Source organism: Sphaerimonospora mesophila, assembly GCF_001417795.1.
Taxonomy (GTDB): domain Bacteria; phylum Actinomycetota; class Actinomycetes; order Streptosporangiales; family Streptosporangiaceae; genus Sphaerimonospora; species Sphaerimonospora mesophila.
Map to the genome: position 1 here is coordinate 90,337 of NZ_BCBX01000048.1, position 21,573 is coordinate 111,909.

The 21,573-nt window shown below is 71.1% G+C and carries 14 protein-coding genes; 9 read left to right on the top strand and 5 right to left on the bottom strand.

Going from position 1 to position 21,573, the window contains the following annotated elements:
• Positions 1-269 precede the first annotated feature (269 nt).
• Positions 270-911: a response regulator transcription factor gene (locus AP234_RS28575; protein ID WP_055482848.1), complete on the bottom strand. Its 642-nt coding sequence runs from the start codon at positions 909-911 to the stop codon at positions 270-272.
• Complete coding sequence (locus tag AP234_RS28580; protein WP_055482849.1) at positions 904-2,028, bottom strand: histidine kinase; 1,125 nt, start codon at positions 2,026-2,028, stop codon at positions 904-906. The genes AP234_RS28575 and AP234_RS28580 overlap by 8 nt, the downstream gene beginning before the upstream one ends.
• A gap of 164 nt (positions 2,029-2,192) precedes the next feature.
• Here AP234_RS28580 and AP234_RS28585 point away from each other — a divergent pair, with 164 nt between their 5' ends.
• Positions 2,193-3,749 carry a succinic semialdehyde dehydrogenase gene (locus AP234_RS28585; RefSeq protein ID WP_055482850.1) on the top strand — a complete coding sequence of 519 codons (1,557 nt, stop codon included), beginning with the start codon at positions 2,193-2,195 and terminating at the stop codon, positions 3,747-3,749.
• Positions 3,750-4,028: 279 nt separating this feature from the next.
• The gene (locus AP234_RS28590; protein ID WP_083502517.1) at positions 4,029-5,765 is read left to right on the top strand and encodes a GMC oxidoreductase; all 1,737 of its coding nucleotides are present in this window, start codon (positions 4,029-4,031) and stop codon (positions 5,763-5,765) included.
• On the opposite strand, the gene AP234_RS28595 is transcribed toward AP234_RS28590, so the two are convergent.
• The gene (locus tag AP234_RS28595; RefSeq protein WP_055482851.1) at positions 5,692-7,701 is read right to left on the bottom strand and encodes an ATP-binding domain-containing protein; all 2,010 of its coding nucleotides are present in this window, start codon (positions 7,699-7,701) and stop codon (positions 5,692-5,694) included. The genes AP234_RS28590 and AP234_RS28595 overlap by 74 nt on opposite strands.
• A 113-nt stretch (positions 7,702-7,814) precedes the next feature.
• Here AP234_RS28595 and AP234_RS28600 point away from each other — a divergent pair, with 113 nt between their 5' ends.
• The gene (locus AP234_RS28600) at positions 7,815-8,477 is read left to right on the top strand and encodes a TetR family transcriptional regulator (protein ID WP_055482852.1); all 663 of its coding nucleotides are present in this window, start codon (positions 7,815-7,817) and stop codon (positions 8,475-8,477) included.
• Positions 8,478-8,568: 91 nt separating this feature from the next.
• Here the strand turns inward: AP234_RS28600 and AP234_RS28605 are convergent, their stop codons facing one another.
• Complete coding sequence (locus AP234_RS28605) at positions 8,569-9,006, bottom strand: MarR family winged helix-turn-helix transcriptional regulator (protein WP_063843123.1); 438 nt, start codon at positions 9,004-9,006, stop codon at positions 8,569-8,571.
• Between the two features lie 209 nt (positions 9,007-9,215).
• Here AP234_RS28605 and AP234_RS28610 point away from each other — a divergent pair, with 209 nt between their 5' ends.
• The 3 genes from AP234_RS28610 to AP234_RS28620 all read left to right on the top strand — a co-directional run bounded on the left by AP234_RS28610 (position 9,216) and on the right by AP234_RS28620 (position 13,168).
• Complete coding sequence (locus AP234_RS28610; RefSeq protein ID WP_055482854.1) at positions 9,216-10,280, top strand: alkene reductase; 1,065 nt, start codon at positions 9,216-9,218, stop codon at positions 10,278-10,280.
• An 83-nt stretch (positions 10,281-10,363) separates the two neighbouring features.
• Complete coding sequence (guaA, locus tag AP234_RS28615) at positions 10,364-11,911, top strand: glutamine-hydrolyzing GMP synthase (RefSeq protein WP_055482855.1); 1,548 nt, start codon at positions 10,364-10,366, stop codon at positions 11,909-11,911.
• A 54-nt stretch (positions 11,912-11,965) separates the two neighbouring features.
• A complete protein-coding gene (locus AP234_RS28620) occupies positions 11,966-13,168 on the top strand; it encodes an acyltransferase family protein (RefSeq protein ID WP_235558421.1) in 1,203 nt (400 codons plus the stop codon).
• Here AP234_RS28620 and AP234_RS37425 read toward each other — a convergent pair.
• Positions 13,165-13,923 (bottom strand): polysaccharide deacetylase family protein, encoded by a 759-nt coding sequence (locus AP234_RS37425; protein ID WP_063843119.1) that lies wholly within the window; start codon positions 13,921-13,923, stop codon positions 13,165-13,167. The genes AP234_RS28620 and AP234_RS37425 overlap by 4 nt on opposite strands.
• A 184-nt stretch (positions 13,924-14,107) precedes the next feature.
• Between AP234_RS37425 and AP234_RS36700 the strand changes: the two genes are divergently transcribed.
• From AP234_RS36700 to AP234_RS28640, 3 genes are all read left to right on the top strand, one after another.
• A complete protein-coding gene (locus AP234_RS36700; protein WP_055482857.1) occupies positions 14,108-16,159 on the top strand; it encodes a glycosyltransferase in 2,052 nt (683 codons plus the stop codon).
• A gap of 5 nt (positions 16,160-16,164) precedes the next feature.
• Entirely contained in the window at positions 16,165-17,931 is a 1,767-nt protein-coding gene (locus AP234_RS28635; protein WP_083502520.1) for a glycosyltransferase family 2 protein, read from the top strand.
• A 61-nt stretch (positions 17,932-17,992) separates the two neighbouring features.
• Positions 17,993-21,523 carry a CDP-glycerol glycerophosphotransferase family protein gene (locus AP234_RS28640; RefSeq protein ID WP_055482859.1) on the top strand — a complete coding sequence of 1,177 codons (3,531 nt, stop codon included), beginning with the start codon at positions 17,993-17,995 and terminating at the stop codon, positions 21,521-21,523.
• Positions 21,524-21,573: the final 50 nt, after the last annotated feature.

Here is a 21,573-nt window from a genome sequence, read left to right on the forward strand (position 1 = left end):
CGCGACCGCTGGGCGAGTCCCGATCGCTTCGGAAAGGCTCCGTTCGTGACTGACGAATCGATCATTACATGGGGTAAACGGCTGTCAATAGTGATGATTCGGCCACAGCATTGGTGACAAATATCACCGAAAAATGGTGTCGGAACGACCTGTCCGTTTCGCGGATATCCGCCGTAAAGTCCGGAGACGGACGAGTCCACGCCCGGCGAGGGAGGCCCGTACGGCGATGACAGACGACACCGCGCCCGCGCACGCCGGCGATATCGCGCTCAGAGCCAGTCGTTGTCCGCGGCGATCCGCACCGCCTCGTGCCGGTTGCGCGCACCGGTCTTGTGGATGGCCCGGGTGATGTAGTTGCGCACGGTCCCGGCGCTGAGACGCATGATTTTCGCGATCTCCGCGATCGTGAGCACCTCGCGCGCGTGCCGCAGCACCGCCAGCTCCTGCGGCGTGAGCGGGCAGGGCTTGGCCAGGGCGATCCGCGCGGCGAGCCTGTCGTCGATCACGACCTCGCCGTGGGCCGCCTGCCTGATCGCGGTCACCAACTCGATCGGTGAGGCGTCCTTGACCAGGTAGCCGCAGGCGCCCGCGGAGAGCGCCGCACGCAGTGAGCCGGGCTCGCGGTACGCGGAGAGGATCAGGCAATGCGTCAGGGGAGAGCAGCGCTTCATCGCGGCGACCACCTCCACTCCGCTGGCCGACGACTCGTCCGCCCCCGGCGCCTCCGGCAGGTGCAGATCCACCAGCGCGACGTGCGGCCGGACCGCCGACCCCATCGACACCGCGTCTCGCACGCTCCCCGCCGTGCCGACGACCTCCAGCCCCGAATAGCCCGACAGCAGTTGCTCGAGCGCGTCCCGGATCAGGATCTGATCCTCCACGATGAGGATGCTCAGCGGTGAATCAGGCATGTGACCATCCCTCTTCCACGAGACTCGCGATCACCCGGATGCCACCTTCCTCCGAACGCTCGATGCGCAGTTCGCCGCCGGCCTGCTCCAGCCGTTCCCGCATCCCGGTGAGCCCGGCGCCCGGCACGATCGGCCACGCGGGCCGTCCGTCGTCCTCCACGGTCAGCCGGCCGGGACCGAAGATCACCCGGCACGTCCGCGCCTGGCTGTGCTTGACCACGTTGGTGACGGCCTCCCGGAGGAACCAGGCGAACGGCGCCCGCCGGTGCGCCTCCGCCCGGTCGCCGGACACGGTCAGGTCGATCCCGGCCCATCCCAGCAGTTCCCGAGCCTCTCCCAGCTCGGCGGCGATGTCCGGCGCCCGCATCTCCTCCACCACCGCCAGCGTGCTGTTCAACGTGGTGCGCGCCAGCGCCGCGAGGTGGTGGAGCTCCTCCTTCATGCCGTCGTGGGGCTCACGCTGCGCCACCACCTCGGTTCGCATGGCGAGGGCGACCAGGTTGCGTCCGACGACATCGTGCAGGTCGCGGGCGAGCCGCCGGCGTTCGCGTTCCGTGGCGAGTCGTTCCGCCGCCTTCTGGGTTCTCCATTGGGTGATGATGAACTCCAGCACCCGGTGGATGCCGGTCAGGGTGAGGGAGAAGACGGCCAGCTGCGTCGCCAGCACGCCGAGGCGGAGCGGGGTCAGCCCGCGCGCGATCCCGATGGCCGTGACGACGAGCAGGAGAACGCCCGTGCCGGACAGCAGCGTGGCGTAGGAACGTCGGGTGATGACGAGACAGGTCGTGAGATAAAAAGGGAAATAATAGATCCAGACGTCCGGAAGTTCGGGGATGAGCGCCAGCCCGCTGACCGCGACGCCCGCCAGCGCCCACGGCGTGCTCAGCCGTCCGGATGGGGGTATGGAGCGGAACACCACCCGCACGTACGAGACGCAGAACACGACCAGGCCGCCGACGGCGATCAGCGATTGCGGCAGGTCCGGTCGCCGGCTGACGAAGTCGGGCCACAGCATGAGGATGAGCAGCAGAAAAGCCGACGTGGCCAGGCGGATCCTTCGATAGAGGTAGGACGAAAGCGAGTTTATCGCCGGGTCGGGCTGCACCTCGTGTCCCACGATCCGATGATTACACGGGAACGAACCTTTTGGGAGGATCGCTGTCAAGGAGCCCCAGGGGGTGTGGTTCTCTTGCCGACGGCCGGCGTATCCGCCGGGGACGCCCAGACATCGGGTCTTACCGACCGGTAGCCAGGCTCCCGTCACCGGAATATTCTTCCGGCATGGCTGCCAAGATTCGGGAACTCGACACCGCGATGGTCGATCGGGTCCTCAAGCATGTCGCCTCCGAGGGCAAAACCAAGGAGATCACGGCACCCTTCACCGGGAAGCCGCTGGCCGAGGTCCCGATCTCCACCGCCGAGGACGTCCGTACGGCCTATGCCAGGGCGAGAGCGGCGCAGGAGGCGTGGGCGGCGCTGCCGATCCGCAGGCGGATCGAGCCGTTCCTGCGCCTGCACGACGCGATGCTCGACCGCCGCGCCGAGCTGCTCGACATCGTGCAGTGGGAGACCGGCAAGGCCCGGCGGCACGCGTACGAGGAGCTGCTCGACGCGGCCGGCTGCACGCTCTACTTCGCCCGTCGCGCGCCCGGGTTGCTGACGCCGCACCGGCGGCAGGGCATCTTCCCCATCGCCACCAAGGCCATGGAGCTGCGCCACCCCAAGGGCGCGGTCGCCGTGATCACGCCGTGGAACTATCCGCTGGCACTGGGCGTGAGCGACGTGACTCCGGCGCTGATCGCGGGCAACGCGGTGGTGCACAAACCGGACACGCAGACGCCGCTGTCCGTGCTGTGGACGATCGACCTGCTCGTCGAGCTGGGCATGCCCCGCGACCTCTGGCAGGTCGTGATCGGAGACCCGGCGGACATCGGCGACCCGCTGCTGGACGGCGCCGACTACGTCGCGTTCACCGGGTCGACCCGGGCCGGCCGGAAGATCGCCGAGGGGGCCGCCAGGCGGCTCATCGGCTGCTCGCTTGAGCTCGGCGGCAAGAACCCGATGATCGTGCTCGACGACGCGGACCTGGACGTGGCCGTACAAGGCGCGATCAGGGCCTGCTTCACCAACGCCGGCCAGCTCTGCATCTCGATCGAACGGCTCTACGTGCACGAGTCGATCGCCGATGTGTACTGCGACAGGCTGGCGCGCACGGTGCGGAACATGAACATCGGCCCGAGCCTCGACTGGGACACGCAGATGGGCTCGCTCACCTATCGGCGGCAGCTCGACGCGGTGTCGGCGCACGTGGCCGACGCCGTGGACAAGGGGGCCAGGGTGCTGGCGGGGGGCAGGCCGCGGCCCGACCTCGGCCCGCTGTTCTACGAGCCGACGATTCTGGACGGGGTCACCGAGGACATGGCCGTCTGCCGGGACGAGACGTTCGGCCCCGTCGTCTCGATCCACCGCTTCGCCGACGAGGACGAGGTCGTCGAGAGGGCCAACGACACGCCGTACGGCCTGAACGCCTCCATCTGGACCCGTGACCTCGCCAGGGGGCGTGCGCTCGCCGCCCGCGTCAAGGCCGGCACGGTCAACATCAACGAGGGGTACGCCTCTGCCTGGGCCTCGTACGACGCCCCGATGGGCGGGATGAAGGCATCGGGTCTCGGCCGCCGCCACGGGGCGGAGGGGCTGCTCAAGTACACCGAGGGCCAGACCGTCGCCGGCCAGGCGACCTGGCTCGGTTTCGAGCCGATCCTCGGCATGACCTACGAGAAGTACGCCGACACCCTGGCCACCGTCCTCAAAACGATGAAGCGCCTCCACCTCAAATAGCCCTCACCCCCACCCCCTACTCCCCCCGTGATCTTGTAGTTGCTCGCAGACAGGTGGCGTGAGCTGGGAGAACAGGTGTCGTGATCTTGCAGAAACTCGCACGCAGCACGCTTGACCCGGGGTGCGACCCTCCGTGATCTTGCAATTGCAAGATCACGGAGAGACGAATGCCTGGTCAGAGAAGTCGCCTGCGAGAAATTACAAGATCACGAAGGGGGGAACGCGAGGTCAGGTGGGATGTCTGCGAGGAACTACAAGATCACGGGGAGGGGTGGGGGGATGGAGTACGACGTCGTCGTCATCGGGTCGGGGTTCGGCGGGAGCGTCGCGGCGCTGCGGCTGACCGAGAAGGGGTACGCGGTGGGCGTCGTCGAGGCCGGCCGCCGCTTCGACGAAAGGACATTGCCGAAGAACTCCTGGCGGGCCAGGGACTTCCTGTGGGCCCCGGCGCTCGGCCTGAAGGGCATCCAGCGCATCCATGTCCTGCGCGGCGCCGGCGGCGTCATGGTCCTGGCCGGAGCCGGGGTCGGCGGCGGCTCCCTCGTCTACGCCAACACCCTCTACGAGCCGCTCGACCCGTTCTTCGCCGACCCCCAGTGGAGCCACATCACCGACTGGAAGGCCGAGCTCGCCCCCTACTACGACCAGGCCAAACGCATGCTCGGCGCGGTGCTCAACCCCACGATGACCCCGGCGGACGAGGTGATGCGCCGGGTCGCAGAGCGGATGGGCGTGGGCGAGACCTTCCATCTCGCCCCGGTCGGCGTCTTCTTCGGTGAGCCCGGCGTCGAGGCCGACGATCCGTACTTCGGCGGGGCGGGACCGCGCCGCCGCGGCTGCACAGAGTGCGGCGAGTGCATGACCGGCTGCCGGCACGGCGCCAAGAACATGCTGATCAAGAACTATCTCTACCTGGCGGAGAAGGCCGGGGCGAAGATCCATCCCGAGACCACGGTCGTCGGCGTCCGCCCGCTGGCGGAGGGCTACGAGATCGCGGTCCGCCGTACCGGCCCGTTCGGCCGCGCCCGCACGCTCACCGCACGCCAGGTGGTCTTCGCGGCCGGAACGTACGGCACCCAGCACCTGCTCCACCGGCTCAGGGCGACCACGCTGCCCCGGCTGTCGCCCCGCCTGGGCGTGCTCACCCGGACGAACTCCGAGGCGCTGCTCGGCTTCGAACGCTTCACGGTCGAGGGCGAGAAGCTCAACCGCGGCGTGGCGATCACCTCGTCCATCCACCCCGACCCGCGCACGCACATCGAACCCGTCAGGTACGGCGACGGCTCCAACGCGATGGCCGCGCTGCGCACGCTGCTGATCGACGGGGGCGGCCGGGCGCCGCGCTGGCTGAAGTTCCTCGGTGCGGTCCTCCGGCGGCCGCATCTGCTGCCCCGGCTGGCCGATCTCCGGCGGTGGTCGGAGCGCGCGATCGTCGCCCTCGTCATGCAGGCCGAGGACAACTCGATCACCGTCACGTCGCGGCGCGGCAGGCTGCGGGCCGGGCCGGGACACGGCGAGCCGAACCCCACCTGGATCCCGGCCGGTCACGAGGCCGTACGGCTCGCCGCGCAGGAGATCGGCGGCGTGGCGGCGGGAAGCTGGCTCGACCTGTTCGACATTCCCGCGACCGCGCACTTCCTCGGCGGCTGCGCCATCGGCGACTCGCCGGAGACCGGTGTGATCGACCCCTATCACCGGGTGTACGGCTACGAGGGCCTGCACATCGTGGACGGCTCGGCGATCTCCGCCAACCTGGGGGTGAACCCCTCGCTCACCATCACCGCGCAGGCGGAGCGGGCCATGGCGTTCTGGCCCAACAGGGGGGAGCCCGATCCGCGTCCCGCCCTCGGCTCCCGTTACGTACGGCTCGCGCCGATCGCGCCCGTCCGGCCCGTCGTCCCCGCCTCCGCGCCGGGCGCGCTCCGCCTGCCCATCGTGGAGATCACGCACTCGGCCGGAAAGGCGGCGGAAGCGGACGGGAGTGCACCACGTCCAGACGGGACACCGCACGGGTGAGCGCCACATAGAGCCGGTTCAGCCCGCGCTCCTCCGCCGCCACGATGGCGGCGGGCTCGACCAGCACGACGTGGTCGTACTCCAGCCCCTTGGCGAGGGTGGCGGGAACGACGCCCACCCGGACGCCGGCTCCGTCGGCGGCCGGTCCCGCGCTCGCCACTTCGGCGTCGGCCAGCGCGTCGCTCAGCCGGTCGGCCGCGGCGTCGGCGGCGATCACCCCTATCGACCCCTCGTGCTCCATGGCCTCGCGCACGGCCGCCACGACCCCGCGCGCCAGGTCGGGCACGTGCCGTACGCGCAGGCGGCCGTCATGCCGGAACGAGCGGGTGTGCGGAACGGTCACGTCCAGCTCCGGCAGCAGGCGGTTGGCGAGTTCGACGACGGCGGTGGGCACACGGAAACCGGTGGTCAGCGCGACCACCCGGGCCTCCGGCCTGCCCAGGTGCGTCAGTTGCTCGCCCCAGTCGCGCGCGGCCCACGGCGTCGTGCCCTGGGCCAGGTCGCCGAGCACGGTGAGTGAGCCGTGTCCGCTGCGCCGCGCGACGGCACGGCACTGCATCGGGGAGAGGTCCTGCGCCTCGTCGACGATCACGTGGCCCCAACCCGGCGGGCGTTCGATCAGACCGGCCAGCTCGTCCAGCAGGACCAGATCGGCGGCCGTCCAGCGGGCGCTCTTGTGGGTGCGCGGTGGCCTCGGCCAGGTGATCGCCGTCTGTTCCGCCGGGGTGAGGACGTCGTCCGCGACCTCCGACGGATCGCTGAGCACCTCGAACAGCACCTCCTGCGGTGTCACGGACGGCCACAGGACGTCCACGGCGGGGGTGACGGCTCTGATCATCCGGCGCGTCCACGCCGCGTTGATCGTCTGCCCGCGGGTCTCGGCCTGGCGCCGCAGCAGCGAGGCCACCCGGGACAGGACGCGCTCGCGGCCCACGCCGTACGGCAACGCCTCACGCCGGGTGTCGTCGACCACGCGGCGCAGTTCCTCCTCACGCACCCGCCATCGGTAGGAGCCGTCGGGCACGCCGATCGGCCCGTCGGGGCGGCGGATGCGCCGGTAGAGCGCCCGGTGCAGCACCTCGGCCATGCGCACGTCGTGTTTGACGGCCGCGGCCGCCGTGCTGTCGGCCCCGTTGATCGGGACTCCGGCGAGCAGCGCCTCGATCGTGGTCTGCTCGACGTCGATCTCGCCCAGAGCCGGCAGCACGGCCGAGATGTAGCCGAGGAAGGCCCGGTTGGGGCCGAGCACGAGCACGCCGCCGCGGGAGAGCCGCCGGCGGTGGGCGTACAGCAGGTACGCGGCCCGGTGCAGGCCGACGGCCGTCTTGCCGGTGCCCGGTGCGCCCTGCACGCACAGTGACTCGTCCAGTTCGGCGCGGACCAGATCGTCCTGTTCCGGCTGGATGGTGGCGACGATGTCGCGCATCGGACCGACCCTGGGCCGCTCGATCTCGGCTGTGAGGATCCGGCTCGCCGCGCCGAGGTCCTGGCCGAGATCGAGCCGCTCGTCCTCGAAGCCGGTCAGCTCTCCGGCGGCCCATCCGAAGCGCCGCCGGACCGCGACGCCGTGGGGGTCCCGCGCGCTCGCCTGATAGAAGGTACGGGACACCGGGGCCCGCCAATCGATCACCAGCGGTTGCTCGCCGGCGTCCCCCGAGATGTGGCGGCGGCCGATGTGGTAGCGCTCCCCGGCGTGCTCTCCCGCACCGGATTCGAGCGTGCCGAAGTCGAGGCGGCCGAAGAACGGCGGGGCTCCGTCGTCTTCGCCGAGCTCCTTGGCCAGGCTCTTCAGGTGCCGGCCGAGCCGTTCGGCGCTGTAGCGGTCACCGGCGACGGTCTCACCGATGATCACGTTGTGCCGGGCGTCGTCCAGCATCCGGTGAAGGCCCGCCCTGCAGCGTTCGACGTACGCCTGTTCCTCCGCCAACGGGGTCATCTCACGCCTCCTGCTCGGCCGACCCGGACAGCACTGTCCGCGAAATCGAACCGCAACCGAGTTACAAATGCAACTCGGTTAAATAATCGCGATGATCATGCTAGCCTCGGGACATGCTCGAACAGGCAGGGCTGCGGACCCGGAAGAAGGAGCGCACCCGCCGGACGATCTCCGATGTCGCGATCGCGCTGTTCCTGGCGCACGGCTTCGACCGGGTGGCGGTGGCCGACGTCGCAGCGGCGGCCGAGGTGTCCAAGCCGACCCTGTTCCGATACTTCTCCAGCAAGGAGGACCTGGTCCTCCACCGTGTCGCCGACCACAGGGGCGAGGCCGCCGCGGTGGTGCGCGGGCGTCGCCCGGGGGAGACGCCCCTGGACGCGCTGCACCGCGCCTTCGTCACCGGACTGGACGAGCGTGAGCCGACGACGGGCCTGTGCGACCGGCCCGAGGTGCTCGCCTACCACCGCCTGGTCTTCGACACCCCCAGCGTGGCGGCCCGCCTCGTCGAGTACGGCACGGCGGAGACGGAGGCGCTGGCCGAGGCCATGGGCGAGGCGGCCGGGCCGGGGAACGGACCCGAGCGGGAGCCGGCGACGTCTCCGGCGGCACGCCTGGTCGCCGCGCAGTACGTCGCGGTGCGGCAGATCCTGGCCAGGGACAACTGGGCCGAGCTGGCCGCCGGCCGGACCGCCGACGAGGTCCACCCCGAGGCCGCGGCTTCCGCCGAGACCGCGTTCGCCCTGTTACGGCACGGCGCGAGCGGCTACGCCCTGTGAGACGGGTCTCTCCACCGGGTCCCTCTCCACCGGGTCCCTCTCTACCGGGTCTTTCTCCACCGGGTCCGCCCCGGCGGGTCGGCGACCCCCGCTAACAGCCGTGAGCCGCGGGGGCCTCGGATCCGGGCGTGTCGGCCTCGGGACACACGTTGGCCCTGACCACGGCGAGCAGTGAGCGGAGCGTCTCCACCTGCTCCGGGGTGAGACCGCGGGTCATCCGCCGCTGGGTCTCCTCGCCGATCCGGCGGACCTCCGACCGCAGCGCGTCGCCCTTCGGGGTGGTGCTCACGATGCTGAGGCGCCGATTCGTGGTGCAGGGGGAGCGGCTGACCAGGCCGCTGCGCTCCAGGCGCTGGAGGCTCTTGGTCATCGTCGACATGTCGATGCCCAGCATGGCGGCGAGCCTGTTCTGGACCTGCGGGCCGTTGTCCCAGAGCGCGCTCAGCACGCGGTCCTGCCCGGGGTAGAGGTCGATCTCGGCCAGCAGGGCCGCGTGCAGCACCCGGTGTCCGCGCGAAGTCGCGGCCATCAGACAGCTGAGACTGTCGGCGTCCTCTCCCCGCGGGCTCGAACATGCCGTCGTGTCGTGAACCAGCGGCTCCATCATGGCGGCCTCACCCTCTCTTGCGATCACCAGCGTACCGCTTGCATGTTGGCCGGCCAAGTTGTAAAACATTGGTTGGCCAAGTTGGTCGACCAAATTGGTCGACCAAATCGGATCTTCAGAGAGGCCGGACCATGATGTTCACGTCCTTCGACCTGGGCTCGCTGCACCTGCCCAACCGCCTCGCCATGGCGCCCATGACCCGCTCGCGCTCATATGTGGCGGGAATCCCCTCGTCCCTGATGGCCCTCTACTACGCCCAGCGCGCCTCGGCCGGGCTGATCATCTCCGAGGGGATCTATCCCAGCGCCGCGGGCAAGGGCTACATGAACACCCCGGGGCTGTACACCGACGAACAGGTGGCCGGGTGGCATGAGGTGACCGGTGCCGTGCACGCGGCGGGGGGCCGGATCTTCGCCCAGATCATGCACGCGGGCCGGATCGGACATCCCGACAACACCGGCGCGCTCCCCGTCGCGCCTTCGGCCGTACGGGCCGCCGGGCAGATCTTCACCCCGGACGGGCCGCAGGATCTCCCCGTCCCGGTCGAGCTGTCCACGGCCGAGGTCGAGGAGACCATCCGGGACTTCGTACGGGCCGCCCGCCTGGCGATCGACGCCGGGTTCGACGGGGTCGAGCTGCACGGCGCCAACGGCTATCTCATCCACCAGTTCCTGTCGCGGAACGCCAACCTGCGTGACGACCGCTACGGACGTTCGGTCGCCGGGCGGATCAGGTTCGCCGTCGAGACCGCCGAGGCCGTCGCCGCCGAGATCGGCGGGTCCCGGGTGGGCATCCGGCTGTCGCCGGCCAGCGGTGCTCAGGACCTGGTCGAGGACGACGCGCACGAGCTCTATCCGGCCCTGGTGTCCGAGCTCGCGAAGCTCGACCTCGTCTACCTGCACATGATGGCGACCGGTGGCGACGAGCTCGGCCGGCGGATCCGCGACCTGTGGCCGGGCGCCCTCGTCGTCAACGACCCGATGGGCACGGACCCGGCCGTCACCGCCGCAAAGTGGCTGGAGTGGGGCGCCGACCTGGTCGCGCTGGGCCAGGCATTCCTGGCCAACCCCGACCTGCCGCTGCGCCTGCGCCTGGGCGCGCCGCTCAACGAGGGCGACGTCGACACCTACTACGCCGGCGACCATCGGGGCTACACGGACTACCCGACGCTCGCCCTGCACCCAGCAGCCGTCTGATCGGCCGCCATCGGGCGGGCGGTGTGGTGGTGGGCCGCCGATAAACTGGCGTTGCCGCTCGCTGCCTTTGGGGGTCCCTTCCGGTGTCTGAGTTCGACACGGTCCTTGTCGTGGATTTCGGCGCGCAGTACGCGCAGCTGATCGCCCGCCGGGTGCGTGAATGCCACGTCTACTCCGAGATCGTCCCTTCGACGATGCCGGTGGCCGAGATGCTGGCCAGGAAGCCCAAGGCGATCATCCTGTCCGGTGGCCCGTCCTCGGTGTACGCCGAGGGCGCGCCGGCCGTCCCCGCCGGTCTGTTCGAGACCGGGGTGCCGACGTTCGGCATCTGCTACGGCTATCAGGCGATGGCCCTGGAGCTGGGCGGCAAGGTGGCCAAGACGGGGATCGCCGAATACGGCGGCACCTCGCTGAGCGTGCTCCGGGAGGGGGCGCTGTTCGCCGGACTGCCGGCCACCCAGTCGGTCTGGATGTCCCACGGCGACACCGTGGTGGAGGCCCCGGCCGGGTTCGTCGTCACGGCCTCGACCGAGGCGACGCCGGTCGCGGCGATGGAGGACGCCGGTCGCGGCCTGTACGGTGTGCAGTTCCACCCCGAGGTGCTCCACTCCGAGCACGGGCAGGCGGTGCTCAGGCACTTCCTCGAGGCGGCCGGCTGCCGCCCGTCGTGGACGATGCTCAACATCGTCGAGGACGCGATCGAGGCGGTGCGGGCACAGATCGGCGACGGCCGCGCCATCTGCGCCCTGTCGGGCGGCGTCGACTCCGCCGTGGCAGCCGCGATCGTCCAGCGGGCCATCGGCGACCGGCTGACCTGCGTGTTCGTCGACCATGGGCTGCTGCGCAAGGGTGAGGCAGAGCAGGTCGAGCGCGACTTCGTGGCGGCGACCGGGGTCAAGCTCCGCGTCGTCGACGCGGCCGAGCGATTCCTCAAGGCGCTGTCCGGCGTGACCGACCCCGAGGAGAAGCGCAAGATCATCGGCCGGGAGTTCATCCGGGTGTTCGAAGACGAGCAGCGCGCGATCCTCGCCGACGGCCCGGTGGACTTCCTCGTCCAGGGCACGCTCTATCCCGACGTCGTCGAGTCCGGCGGCGGCACCGGCACCGCCAACATCAAGTCCCACCACAACGTGGGCGGCCTGCCGGAGGACCTGAAGTTCGAGCTGGTCGAGCCGCTGCGCACGCTCTTCAAGGACGAGGTGCGGCGGGCCGGCGAGGAGCTCGGCCTGCCTCCGGCGATGGTCTGGCGGCAGCCGTTCCCCGGCCCCGGCCTCGGCATCCGGATCGTCGGCGAGGTCACCCGCGAGCGTCTCGACCTGCTGCGTGAGGCGGACGCCATCGCCCGTGAGGAGCTGTCGCGCGCCGGTCTCGACCAGGACATCTGGCAGTGCCCGGTCGTGCTGCTGGCCGACGTGCGGTCGGTCGGCGTGCAGGGCGACAGCCGCACGTACGGCCATCCGGTCGTGCTCAGGCCGGTGACCTCCGAGGACGCGATGACCGCCGACTGGGCCCGCGTGCCGTACGACGTGCTGTCGCGGATCTCGACCAGGATCACCAACGAGGTCAGCGAGATCAACCGCGTCGTCCTCGACATCACGAGCAAGCCGCCCGGCACCATCGAGTGGGAGTGATCCCCAGTTAGGAATCTTTCCGTGTGGTTTGTGTAGGGCGGGTATGGTATCGCGGTGATTGCCGCTCAGCCCGACACCGCCCCGCAGACCATCTCCGTCGATCACGGCGCACGGCTCGCCTGGCTCGACGCGTTACGCGGGCTCGGCGCCCTGGCGGTGGTCGCCGAGCACGTGCTTCCATGGGCGATGCCGTCGCTGCGGCCGTACTGGTTCAATATCGGCATCTACGGCGTCCTGGTGTTCTTCCTGGTCAGCGGTTACATCATTCCGGCGTCGCTGGAGCGCCGGGGCGACGTACGGGCCTTCTGGATCAGCCGCCTGTTCCGCCTCTACCCGCTCTACCTGCTGGTGGTCGGGATCGTGCTCGTCATGGCGTTCTGGGTTCCGGTACGCCATTCGGTGCCGCGTCACCCCTCCGCTGTGGCCGCGCACGTGACGATGCTGTTCGACGTGTCACACCAGGGCGGCATGGTCAATACGATGTGGACGCTGTCGTACGAGATGGTGTTCTACCTGATCGTGACGGCTCTGTTCGTGCGCGGCGCGCACCGGCGCAGCGGGGTGATCGCCGTCGTCTTCGGCGTGGCGGCGATCTGCGCCGGGCTGGTGCTGTCCGGTCCGCTGCTGCCCGACCACTGGCCCGCGATCATCGCGGGCGTGCTCTTCGTCGCCGGCATGGTCTGCCTCATCTCCGGCCGGTTCCGCACGATCGCGGCCTACGTCCTGGGGCTGATGGCGCTCACGCTGCTCATGTCCGGCAGCTACGTCCCGTGGTTCGGCGCGATGATCCTCGCGGTGATGTTCACCGGGACCGCGATCTACCGCTGGGAGCAGGGCACCGGCGGCCTCGTCCCGGTCGCCGTCTCGGCCGTGCTCGTGGCGGTGGCGCCGGTGTGGTCGATCCAGGCGGGCTGGTGGTGGGTGCAGCCCGACGTCTGGATCACCACGGTCGTCCTCGCGGGCGGCACCTTCGCGATCGGCATGGCCCTGCGTGGACGGACCGTGCCCACCACGCTGACCTGGCTGGGCCTGATCAGCTACTCGGTCTATCTGCTGCACGTTCCACTGATGACGTACCTCAGTGGCGTGGTGGGCGACCTGCGCGCCATGCCGGCCGTCGTCCAGATGGCCCTCATGCTCGGCTACCTCACGGTGCTGCTGTGCGTGAGCTGGTTGACGTACCGTTTCGTGGAGTCACCGGCACGGCGCCTCGGCAGGTCGTGGATCGGCCGCGGCAGGAACGCCGCGGCTCCCTAGCCCTCGGTCCCGTCAGGGAACTCCATCTCGTCCGAGTCGTCGAGCAGCATTTCGGGATACACCTCACCCGGGGTGAGCTTCTGGCCCTCGAGCAGCTTGGAGACCGTGACGAAGTGGTAGCCCTGCTTGGTCAGCTCCCGCAGCACGGTGGGCAGTGACGAGACCGTCTCCTTGACGGTCTCGTGCATCAGGACCACGGCGCCCGGCTGGGCGATCTCCAGGGCCTTCGAGGTGAGCAACTTCACATTGCGGTAGTCCTTGATGTAGTCCTTCGTGGCGACCGTGCCCGGGATCTGCACCATCCCGAACTTCGCCACGATCTCCTTGGCGTCCTCCGGGTAAAGCCCGCCGGGGGCGCGGAACAGCACGGGGTTCTTGCCCGTGGCCGTCTTGATGATCCGCTGGGCGTCCCTCACCTCCGCGTAGATCTGCTGGGAGGTGAGGTCGGTGAAGTATTTGTGGTCCCAGGTGTGGTTGCCGATCTCGTGGCCGTCCTTGGCGACCTTGCCGACCAGCTTGAGGTTCTTCTTGACCCGATTTCCGATCATGAAGAACGTGGCCTTCGCCTTGTATTTCTTCAGGACCTTCAGCAGGGTCTCGCTGTTCTCCGCCGGGCCGTCGTCAAAGGTGAGCGCGATGCACTTGTGCACCACGCAGTACGGCTCTGCCGCGGTCCGGCTCGCTTGCGCGGGTGTGGCCATCGTCGTCGTCAGCGCGCACGCGATGGCGATGGGGATCAATCGACGGAATGCCATGGTGGGGATGCTCCTCGGGGGATCTTTGGATCGGCATCGTAACGTGTTCGCCTGGGAACCCCCGTAAACCTTCAGCCAAGAACGGGTGTATGACGGCCACTTCAGCCGTGCCTTTCGCGATGCTGTCCCGGTCGATGTGATGCGGGACCGCCGGGGCCACCGGCCGAGGACCAGAGGAGGGCGGGTGACCCGAGCCGCCACCCAGGCCACCATCCGGGCCGCCGCCCGGATCACCACGAGGATCACCACGCGGGCCGCCGCCCGAGGCAGGGCACGGGGCACGACACCGCGCAAGACGCGGGGCAGGGCACCGGCCGTGCGGACGTGGGGGGCCTGTCTGGGGTTCGAATCCTGCCCCGAGCTGCTCGACCGCCTCACCGAGGGCTTCCCCGGCCGGTGGATCCGCCTGACCGAGACCGGCGTGGTCGGCGCCTCCGCGGAGGCCGAGCCGTACGACTCGGTCGTCATCGCGGCGCGGTCCCCGGCCGACGTGCGCAGGGCCGTACCGATGCGCGACCTGCTGCCGTCGGCCCCGCGCGTGCGGATCGCGGTGGCGGAGGTCCCGCCGTGGGCGGTCCAGCCACTGCCGACGGCGGGCGACGGCACGGCCTGGCGGCACCTGGTGGATCTGCGGATCAGGCGCAGATCGCGGGGCTGGCAGATCGACGCCAGGTTCGCCGAGCCGGTGGCAGCGGGCGAGGTGCTCGCCCACGTCGCGCACGGGCTCTTCGGGGCACGCCGTCACCTGACCCAGCCGGTGATCGGTCTATCCGGCGCGGACGCCGCCCGGTGGCGGCCCGGCGATCCCAACGCGACGCCGTCGCAGCCGGGAGGCCCGGTCCCGGAACGGCGCGACGCCCCCGGATGCGATCTCCTGCTGCGCGTCGCAGAAGACGGCGCGATGCCCTGGAACGACGGTCGGAACGCAGGGTCCTGGCATGCGGTGCCGGGAAACGGGGGGCCCTGGGATGCGGGGCCCTGGAACGCGGAGCAGCGGCGCGACCCCGTCCCGCTCGTGACCCGGCGTCCCGTCGGCGCCCGGCATCCGGACCCGCATCCCGACCTGCTGCCCCCGGTGGACGAGGCCGTGATCAACCCCATCGGGTTCCGGCCGAACCCGTCGATGCCGCTGGCCGCGCTCGTCGAGCATGGTCCGGGCCTCGCCGTGACCTGCGGCCCCGACGTGCTCGTACGGCTCCCGCGAAACGGCGACCTCACCGACGCCGACATCGCCCGGCTGCGCGACGTGCGCGGCGTGGTCGTGCCCGCGCTGGAGGGAAGGCCCATGATCGCGGCGGGGATCGTCGCGGCCCTGGCCGCGGCCGGGATCCCGGTCGTCGCCGAAGCCGACCCCGCGCGCGACGCCGCCCTCGGGCCCGAGCTCGCCACCGCGCTGGTGGCGGTCGAACCGGGCAGGCTCGACTCCGACCTCCACCGCGAGGAGATCAGCATCATGCTGCGCCGCCGGGCGCTGCGCGTCCACGGGGCGGCGGCCCGCTGGCGCGGCATCGCCTCGTCCGCCGGACTGCCCGTGCCGCCCGAGCCGTCGGTCTCGATCCTGCTGTGCACGCGCCGCCCGGAGATGCTTCCGTTCGCCCTGGAGCAGCTGAGGCGGCAGCGCGGAGTGCGGGCCGAGCTGATCGTCGGCCTGCACGGTGACCGGCTCGAAAGCGCGGCGGTGCGGGAGACGAAGATCGACGGCGGGCCGTTCCCCGTCACCGTCGTCACGGCTCCGTCCGCCCGTCCGTTCGGCGAGGTGCTGAACCGGATGGCGGCGGTCGCGTCCGGATCGTTCCTGGCGAAGGTGGACGACGACGACTGGTACGGCCCCGACCATCTCGCCGACCTGCTGCTCGCGCAGCTCTACTCCGGCGCCGACCTCGTCGGCGCGGCGGCCGAGTTCGTCTACCTGGAGCCGATCGACGTGACGATCAGACGTCCCATCGGGACCGAGAGGTTCGTCCCGCAGGTCGCCGGGGGGACCATGCTGATCGCGCGGGCCGCGTTCGAGGCGGTGGGCGGTTTCCGGCCGCTGCCGCGCACGGTGGACGGTCAGTTACTGGAGGCAGTGCAGGCGGCGGGCGGGCGGATCTACCGCACGCACGGATTCAACTACGTCCTGCGCCGCCGTGCCGCACGGGGGCACACCTGGCAGCAGCCGCTGCCGTCTTTCCTCGGCTCCTATCGGGAGCAGTGGCGCGGCCTGGTCTTCAACGAGCTGATGGTGCGGAGATGAACTGAATGACCATGTCATGGACGCCGACGCCCCACATGTCGTGGATCTCCCAGGTCCCTCCGGCTCCTGCCACGCCGCGGATTCCACGCAACGACTACGGTGTGCTCGGCGCGCCACCCGCGCTGGGCGAGTGGACCCCGGAACTGTCGGTGAGCGTGGTGATCCCCGCCTATCGGGCGGAGCGTACGCTGCCGTTGACGCTGGCCGCCCTGGCCCGGCAGACCTACCCCGGCCACCTGATCGAGGTCGTCGTCGTGGACGACGGCGAGGAGCCCATGGGTTCCCTGCCCGATCTCGTGCCGCAGCGGACCCGGGTGATCCGCCCGGGCCCCGGCGTCTGGGGCAAGCCGAGAGACTGCGCAGAGGGAGAAGAGGCGGCCGACGGCGACGTCATCCACTTCCTCGACGCCGACCTCGTGCTGTCCCCCGAGCACATAGAGGCGCAGATGCGCTGGCACCACCTCGCCGACTACCTGGTCGTGCTCGGACATCTGCGGTTCGTACCGGGGCTCGACCAGGTGCCCGCCGGTGAGGTGCTGGCGGCGATCGAGGCCGGCACGCTGGATCGGCTCTTCGGCGACGGCACGCCGCAGTGGACGCAGCGGCGCTGGGACGAGACCGCTGACCTGCGAGAGGCGGACCTGCAGGCCTTCTCCGTCACGGTCGGCGCCACGGTCTCCATCCGGGCCGAGCTGCTGCGGGCGGCGGGCGGGATGGACCGCACGCTGGTGCTCGGCGAGGACACCGAGCTGGGCTATCGGCTGGCCCAGGCCGGCGCCGTCTTCGTCGCCGACCGCGCCGCTCGCGGTCGTCACATCGGCGACTCCACCGTGATGCGGCGCGAGCAGGACGTGAAGCGGCACAACTGGCCCTACCTGGCCGAGCGGGTGCCCGCCTTCCGCTGGCTGCGCGGGCATCCCCACCGGCGTTACCTCGTGCCGTACGTCGAGGCCGTCGTGCGGGTGGGAGACGCCTCGTTCGAAGAGGTACGCGCCACGGTCGACGGTCTGCTCGCCGGCAAGCTGCCCGACGTCGCCGTTAAGATCATCGGCCCGTGGGGGCGTCTCGACGACGGCCGTCGCAGTCCGCTCGACGACCCGTGGCTCGACCTGCGGCTCGTCCGCGGGTGCTACGAGGGGGAGACCCGGGTCGCCTACTGCGAGAGCCTGCCGGAAGACTGCGCGCCCGTGCCCTTCCGGCTCCACTGTCCGCCGGGATGGGTGCCCTCCCGGGGCACGCTGGGCTCTCTCGTCAAGTTCGCCGACCAGCACTGCCTCGGCGTCGTCTCCGTCGCGCTCGAGGAGCGCGAGCCGCCGGGACCGACCGGGCCACGGGGGTCGAGCGGGCACTCGGGGTCGAGCGGGCACTCGGGGTCGAGCGGGCACTCGGGGCTGACCGGGCCGGACCCGCGCGCCGAGATCGTGCACGCCCGGCTGGAGCGCACGGCGGCGCTGAACCGCGCCCGCTGGTGCGCCCGCGGATCCGCCGCCGGCGATCCCGCCGACCTGGACGATCTCGTGCACGAGATGTTCGGCACGGTCTGGGTCGCCGGAGACACCTGGGGCCTCGTCAGCGCCGAGGCCGCCGCCACGGCGGGACAGGCGCCGCGCAAGGTACGGCGGCAGCCCGGGAAGCATCCGTCCCGCGGTGCCGCCAGGCTGCGCAGGATCGCCAGGCTGCGCAGGATCGCCAGGCTGTGCGGGGTCGCCAGGCTGAGCCGTACGGCACGACTGCTGCGGCGCCGGCTGCGCGCCATGGTCAACCCGGGGTGAGTGGGCGAGAAAGCCCGTAACGGTCGCCGCGGAAGTTCCGCCGAGTTGGAAGGACCCGTCTGTGCCTCGTCTCAGCGTCATCATCCCGATCTACGAGGTGGAGCCCTACCTCGCCGCCTGCCTGGAGTCGGTGGCCGCCCAGACCTGGCGGGACCTCGAGGCCGTCATGGTCGACGACGGGTCGCGTGACTCCAGCGCGCTGATCGCCGCCGCCTTCGCCGAGCGTGACCCGCGGTTCCGGCTGATCAGCCAGGAGAACGCCGGGCTGGGGGCGGCGCGCAACACGGGTGTGCGGCACGCCACCGGCGAGTTCCTGGCGTTCCTCGACAGCGACGACCTGCTGCCGGTCCACGCGCTCGAATATCTCCTCGCCGCCCTGTCGGACACCGGCTCCGACCTGGCCACCGGCAACGTGCTGCGCTTCGACGGGCGGCGGGCCCGGCCGTCGGCGCTGCACCGGGCGGTGTTCGCCCGGCCGGCCACGGCCACGCATGTCACCAGGGAGAACGCGCTCCTGCGCGACCGGCTGGTGACCAACAAACTGTGGCGCAGGACGTTCTGGGAGGCGGGCGGATTCGGCTTTCCCGAGGGCGTGCTGTACGAGGACATCGCGGTGGCGCTGCGCGGCCACTTCCTCGCCAGAAGCGTCGACGTGATGCCGGCGCCCGTCTATCTGTGGCGGGTGCGCGACGGCGGGAGCCGGTCGATCACCCAGGACAAGACCCGGCTCGGTCATCTGGAGGACCGGTTCGCCGCGGTGCGCACGGTCCGTACGTTCCTGAGCGAACACGGCATGCGGGCACAGATCCACGCCTGGGATCGGACGGTCCTCGAGACCGACCTGACGAACTTCGTGGACGTGCTCGACCAGGCCGGCGGGGCCTTCCACGACCGGTTCCTCGAACTCGCCAACGACTACCTCGACGACGTGGCAGCGCCCGTGCTCGACGGGCTGCCCGCGCTGCGCCGGCTGCAGTGGCACCTGATCAGGCAGCGGCGGCTGGCCGACCTGCTCGACGTCCTGGCATGGGACCGGCGGGTGCCGCCGGACGAGCGGTTCACCCGCCGCATGTGGGCGTACCACCTCGACATCCCGCTGCTGCGCGAACGCGAGCCGAAGGTGCCCGCCGCGGTCTCGCGGGTGCGCGACGAACTCGCCCCGCGCACCCGCGTCGACGCGATCAGATGGCAGGACGGCAGGCTGGTCGTCGAAGGCCGGGCCGCTCCCGACTGCCCCCGGCCGGTCAGGCGCTATCACCAGCAGATCTTCGCGTCGCTCGTGCACGAGCGGACCAGGCGGCGGATCCGCGTCCCGGCCACGGTCGTCCGCACCCGCGTCTCGGCCAAATCCGGCTCTCGGCGCGACTGGGGCGGCTTCCGGCTGGTGATCGACCCGGGAGCGCTGGGCCGACGACCCGGGCTGTGGCACGTCGAGTTGCGGATGATCCACCGGGGTCTGCCGCTGCGGCGCGTGCGGCTGGCCGACCCTCGTGCCGTCTGGGCGGACCGGGTCGGGCAGCGGAGCGTCGGCCCTGATCTCTACGTGGCACCGCTGCTCACCGAGACCGGTGACCTCGCGCTGCGCGCCGAACGGGAGATCGCCAGGATCGTCACCCAGAGCGTCCGGGACGGCAGGCTCCGCCTGGTCGGCCGCGCCGTCCGCGGTCTCGGCCCGGCGCCCTCGCTCCTGGTCACCCGGCAGCCGGGCGGCGTTCCGCTCTCCTGCCCGATCGAGGTCGACGGGTGCACCTTCGAAACCGAGGTCGACCTGCGCGACGTCATCGGCCGTGGTCGCCTCGGGAACGCGGGCGGCCTCGCCGGTGGCCTCGGGAACGCCCGTCCCGGCGTCGAGACGCCGGGCGAGGAGCCGGCCGTGTGGCGCGTCGAGGTGCTGACGGCGGACGGGATCGTCACGCCGGTCACCGCCGCCGACGATCTTTCGATCGGCCGGTACGGCACGGCGGGGCGGGAGATCGTCGTGCTGCCCGACCCCTCGGGCCGCCTGATCCTGCGGGATCAGCCCGTCGCCGCGTTCGCCGACCTCAGTGAGTGGCTGCCCGGGGGTGAGCTGCTCATCGAGGGCGGGTTCGCCGTACCGTGCGGCCCCGCGGCGCTGGTGGTGCGCTCGCTCGATCGGGACGACGTACGGCTCGCGCGGATCGAAGGCGCGGGCAGCCGGTTCCGGGCGCGACTGGTCCCCGAGGAGGTCGACTCGGCGGCCGGATGGCTGCCTCTGCCGCGCGGTCGGTACGGCCTGGCGATCCGGGTCCGCGACGGCGAAGGCGACGGCGGTCTCTCGCGTGACCTGCCGATCGAGCTCGACGCCGACGAACCCCTGGTGCACGAGACGGCCCGCCGTACGTTCGAACTGGCCGCCGACGGCGAGGGTCATGCCGTGCTGACCGTGGGCAGCGACCTGTCGGCGAACGAGCGCGGCAAGAAGGCCCAGCGCGAGCTGCGCACCAAGGCGTACCCGGCGATGCGCGCCAGGCCGCTGCGGCCGGCCGTGCTGTTCAGCGGCCACGGGGGGAGGCGGTTCGCCGGCAGCCCCAGGGCGATCTACGAGGAGCTGCGGCGGCGCGGGGTGGAGCTGTCGTTCCTGTGCGAGGTGCGCGACGGCCAGGTGGCGCTGCCCGACTCGGTCGAGCCGGTGCGGTCGCGCGGGCGGGAGCACTACGAGGCGCTCGCCCGCTGCCGCTATGTGATCACCGATCACGACCTGCCGCGCTGGTTCGAGCGGCGGACGGATCAGACGGTCGTGCAGACCTGGCATGGCCCGCCCGCCGCCCTGGCCGCACCGGAGGAGGGTCGGCGGCCGGTGCACGGCGCCGGGCAGTGGACCCACGTGCTGTCGCCGGGCCCGTGGTGGACGCCCCGGCTGCGGGAGACCTTCGGCTTCACCGGTTTCGCCGGCCAGGTGCTGGAGACAGGCCTGCCCTGCGATGACGTCCTGGTCGGCCCCGACGTTCTGATCGGCGCCGACGTCCTGACCGACCCCGAGGGGCCGGCCGGCGCGGACAGGGGAGCGGCGGCGGTGGCCGAGGCGAAGCGGTTCGCCAGGCAGTTGGCCAGACAGTTGGCCAGACGGCGATTGTTCGGGCGGTTGGGCACGCCCGAGGACACCCGGCTCATTCTGTACGTCCCCCCGGATCGAAGCAGCCTCCATGATCGGGACGGACGGGGGGACCGGGGCGGCGTGCCGCTCGATCTGGAGCGTGTCCGGGCCGCGCTGGGCGACGGCCACCTGCTGCTGGACCTGTGCGTCTCGACCCACCCCGATCCGCACGAGCTCTATCTGGCCGCCGACCTCCTGGTGACCGGTCACGCCGGGGCGATGTTCGACTTCGCCGTGACGGGCCGGCCGATGCTGTTCCACGTCGAGGCGAACGCGAGCGGCAACGGCATCGAGGATCTGCGCCCGGAGGTGCCCGGACCGGTCCTGCGCACCCCGGATGAGGTGATCGAGGCGATCCACGAGATCGACGAGATCGCCGAGAAGTACGCGAGCGCGCTGGAGGCGTTCGTGGCGAGGTTCCGCCCGCTGGCCGACGGCGCCGCGTCGCGCCGCGTGGTCGACCTCCTGCTCGGCTGACGCGAGCATTGCGTGGAGGTGGCCGGCAGCGGCATTTCCTGGCCGCGCAC

Coding starts and splice junctions, on each gene's coding strand:
- AP234_RS28600 (WP_055482852.1), top strand. CDS start 7,815: ATGCTCGAACAGGCAGGGCTGCGGACCCGGAAGAAGGAGCGCACCCGC.
- AP234_RS28605 (WP_063843123.1), bottom strand. CDS start 9,006: ATGGCCGCGACTTCGCGCGGACACCGGGTGCTGCACGCGGCCCTGCTG.
- AP234_RS28635 (WP_083502520.1), top strand. CDS start 16,165: ATGACCATGTCATGGACGCCGACGCCCCACATGTCGTGGATCTCCCAG.
- AP234_RS28610 (WP_055482854.1), top strand. CDS start 9,216: ATGATGTTCACGTCCTTCGACCTGGGCTCGCTGCACCTGCCCAACCGC.
- AP234_RS28585 (WP_055482850.1), top strand. CDS start 2,193: ATGGCTGCCAAGATTCGGGAACTCGACACCGCGATGGTCGATCGGGTC.
- AP234_RS28575 (WP_055482848.1), bottom strand. CDS start 911: ATGCCTGATTCACCGCTGAGCATCCTCATCGTGGAGGATCAGATCCTG.
- AP234_RS28590 (WP_083502517.1), top strand. CDS start 4,029: ATGGAGTACGACGTCGTCGTCATCGGGTCGGGGTTCGGCGGGAGCGTC.
- AP234_RS37425 (WP_063843119.1), bottom strand. CDS start 13,923: ATGGCATTCCGTCGATTGATCCCCATCGCCATCGCGTGCGCGCTGACG.
- AP234_RS28595 (WP_055482851.1), bottom strand. CDS start 7,701: ATGACCCCGTTGGCGGAGGAACAGGCGTACGTCGAACGCTGCAGGGCG.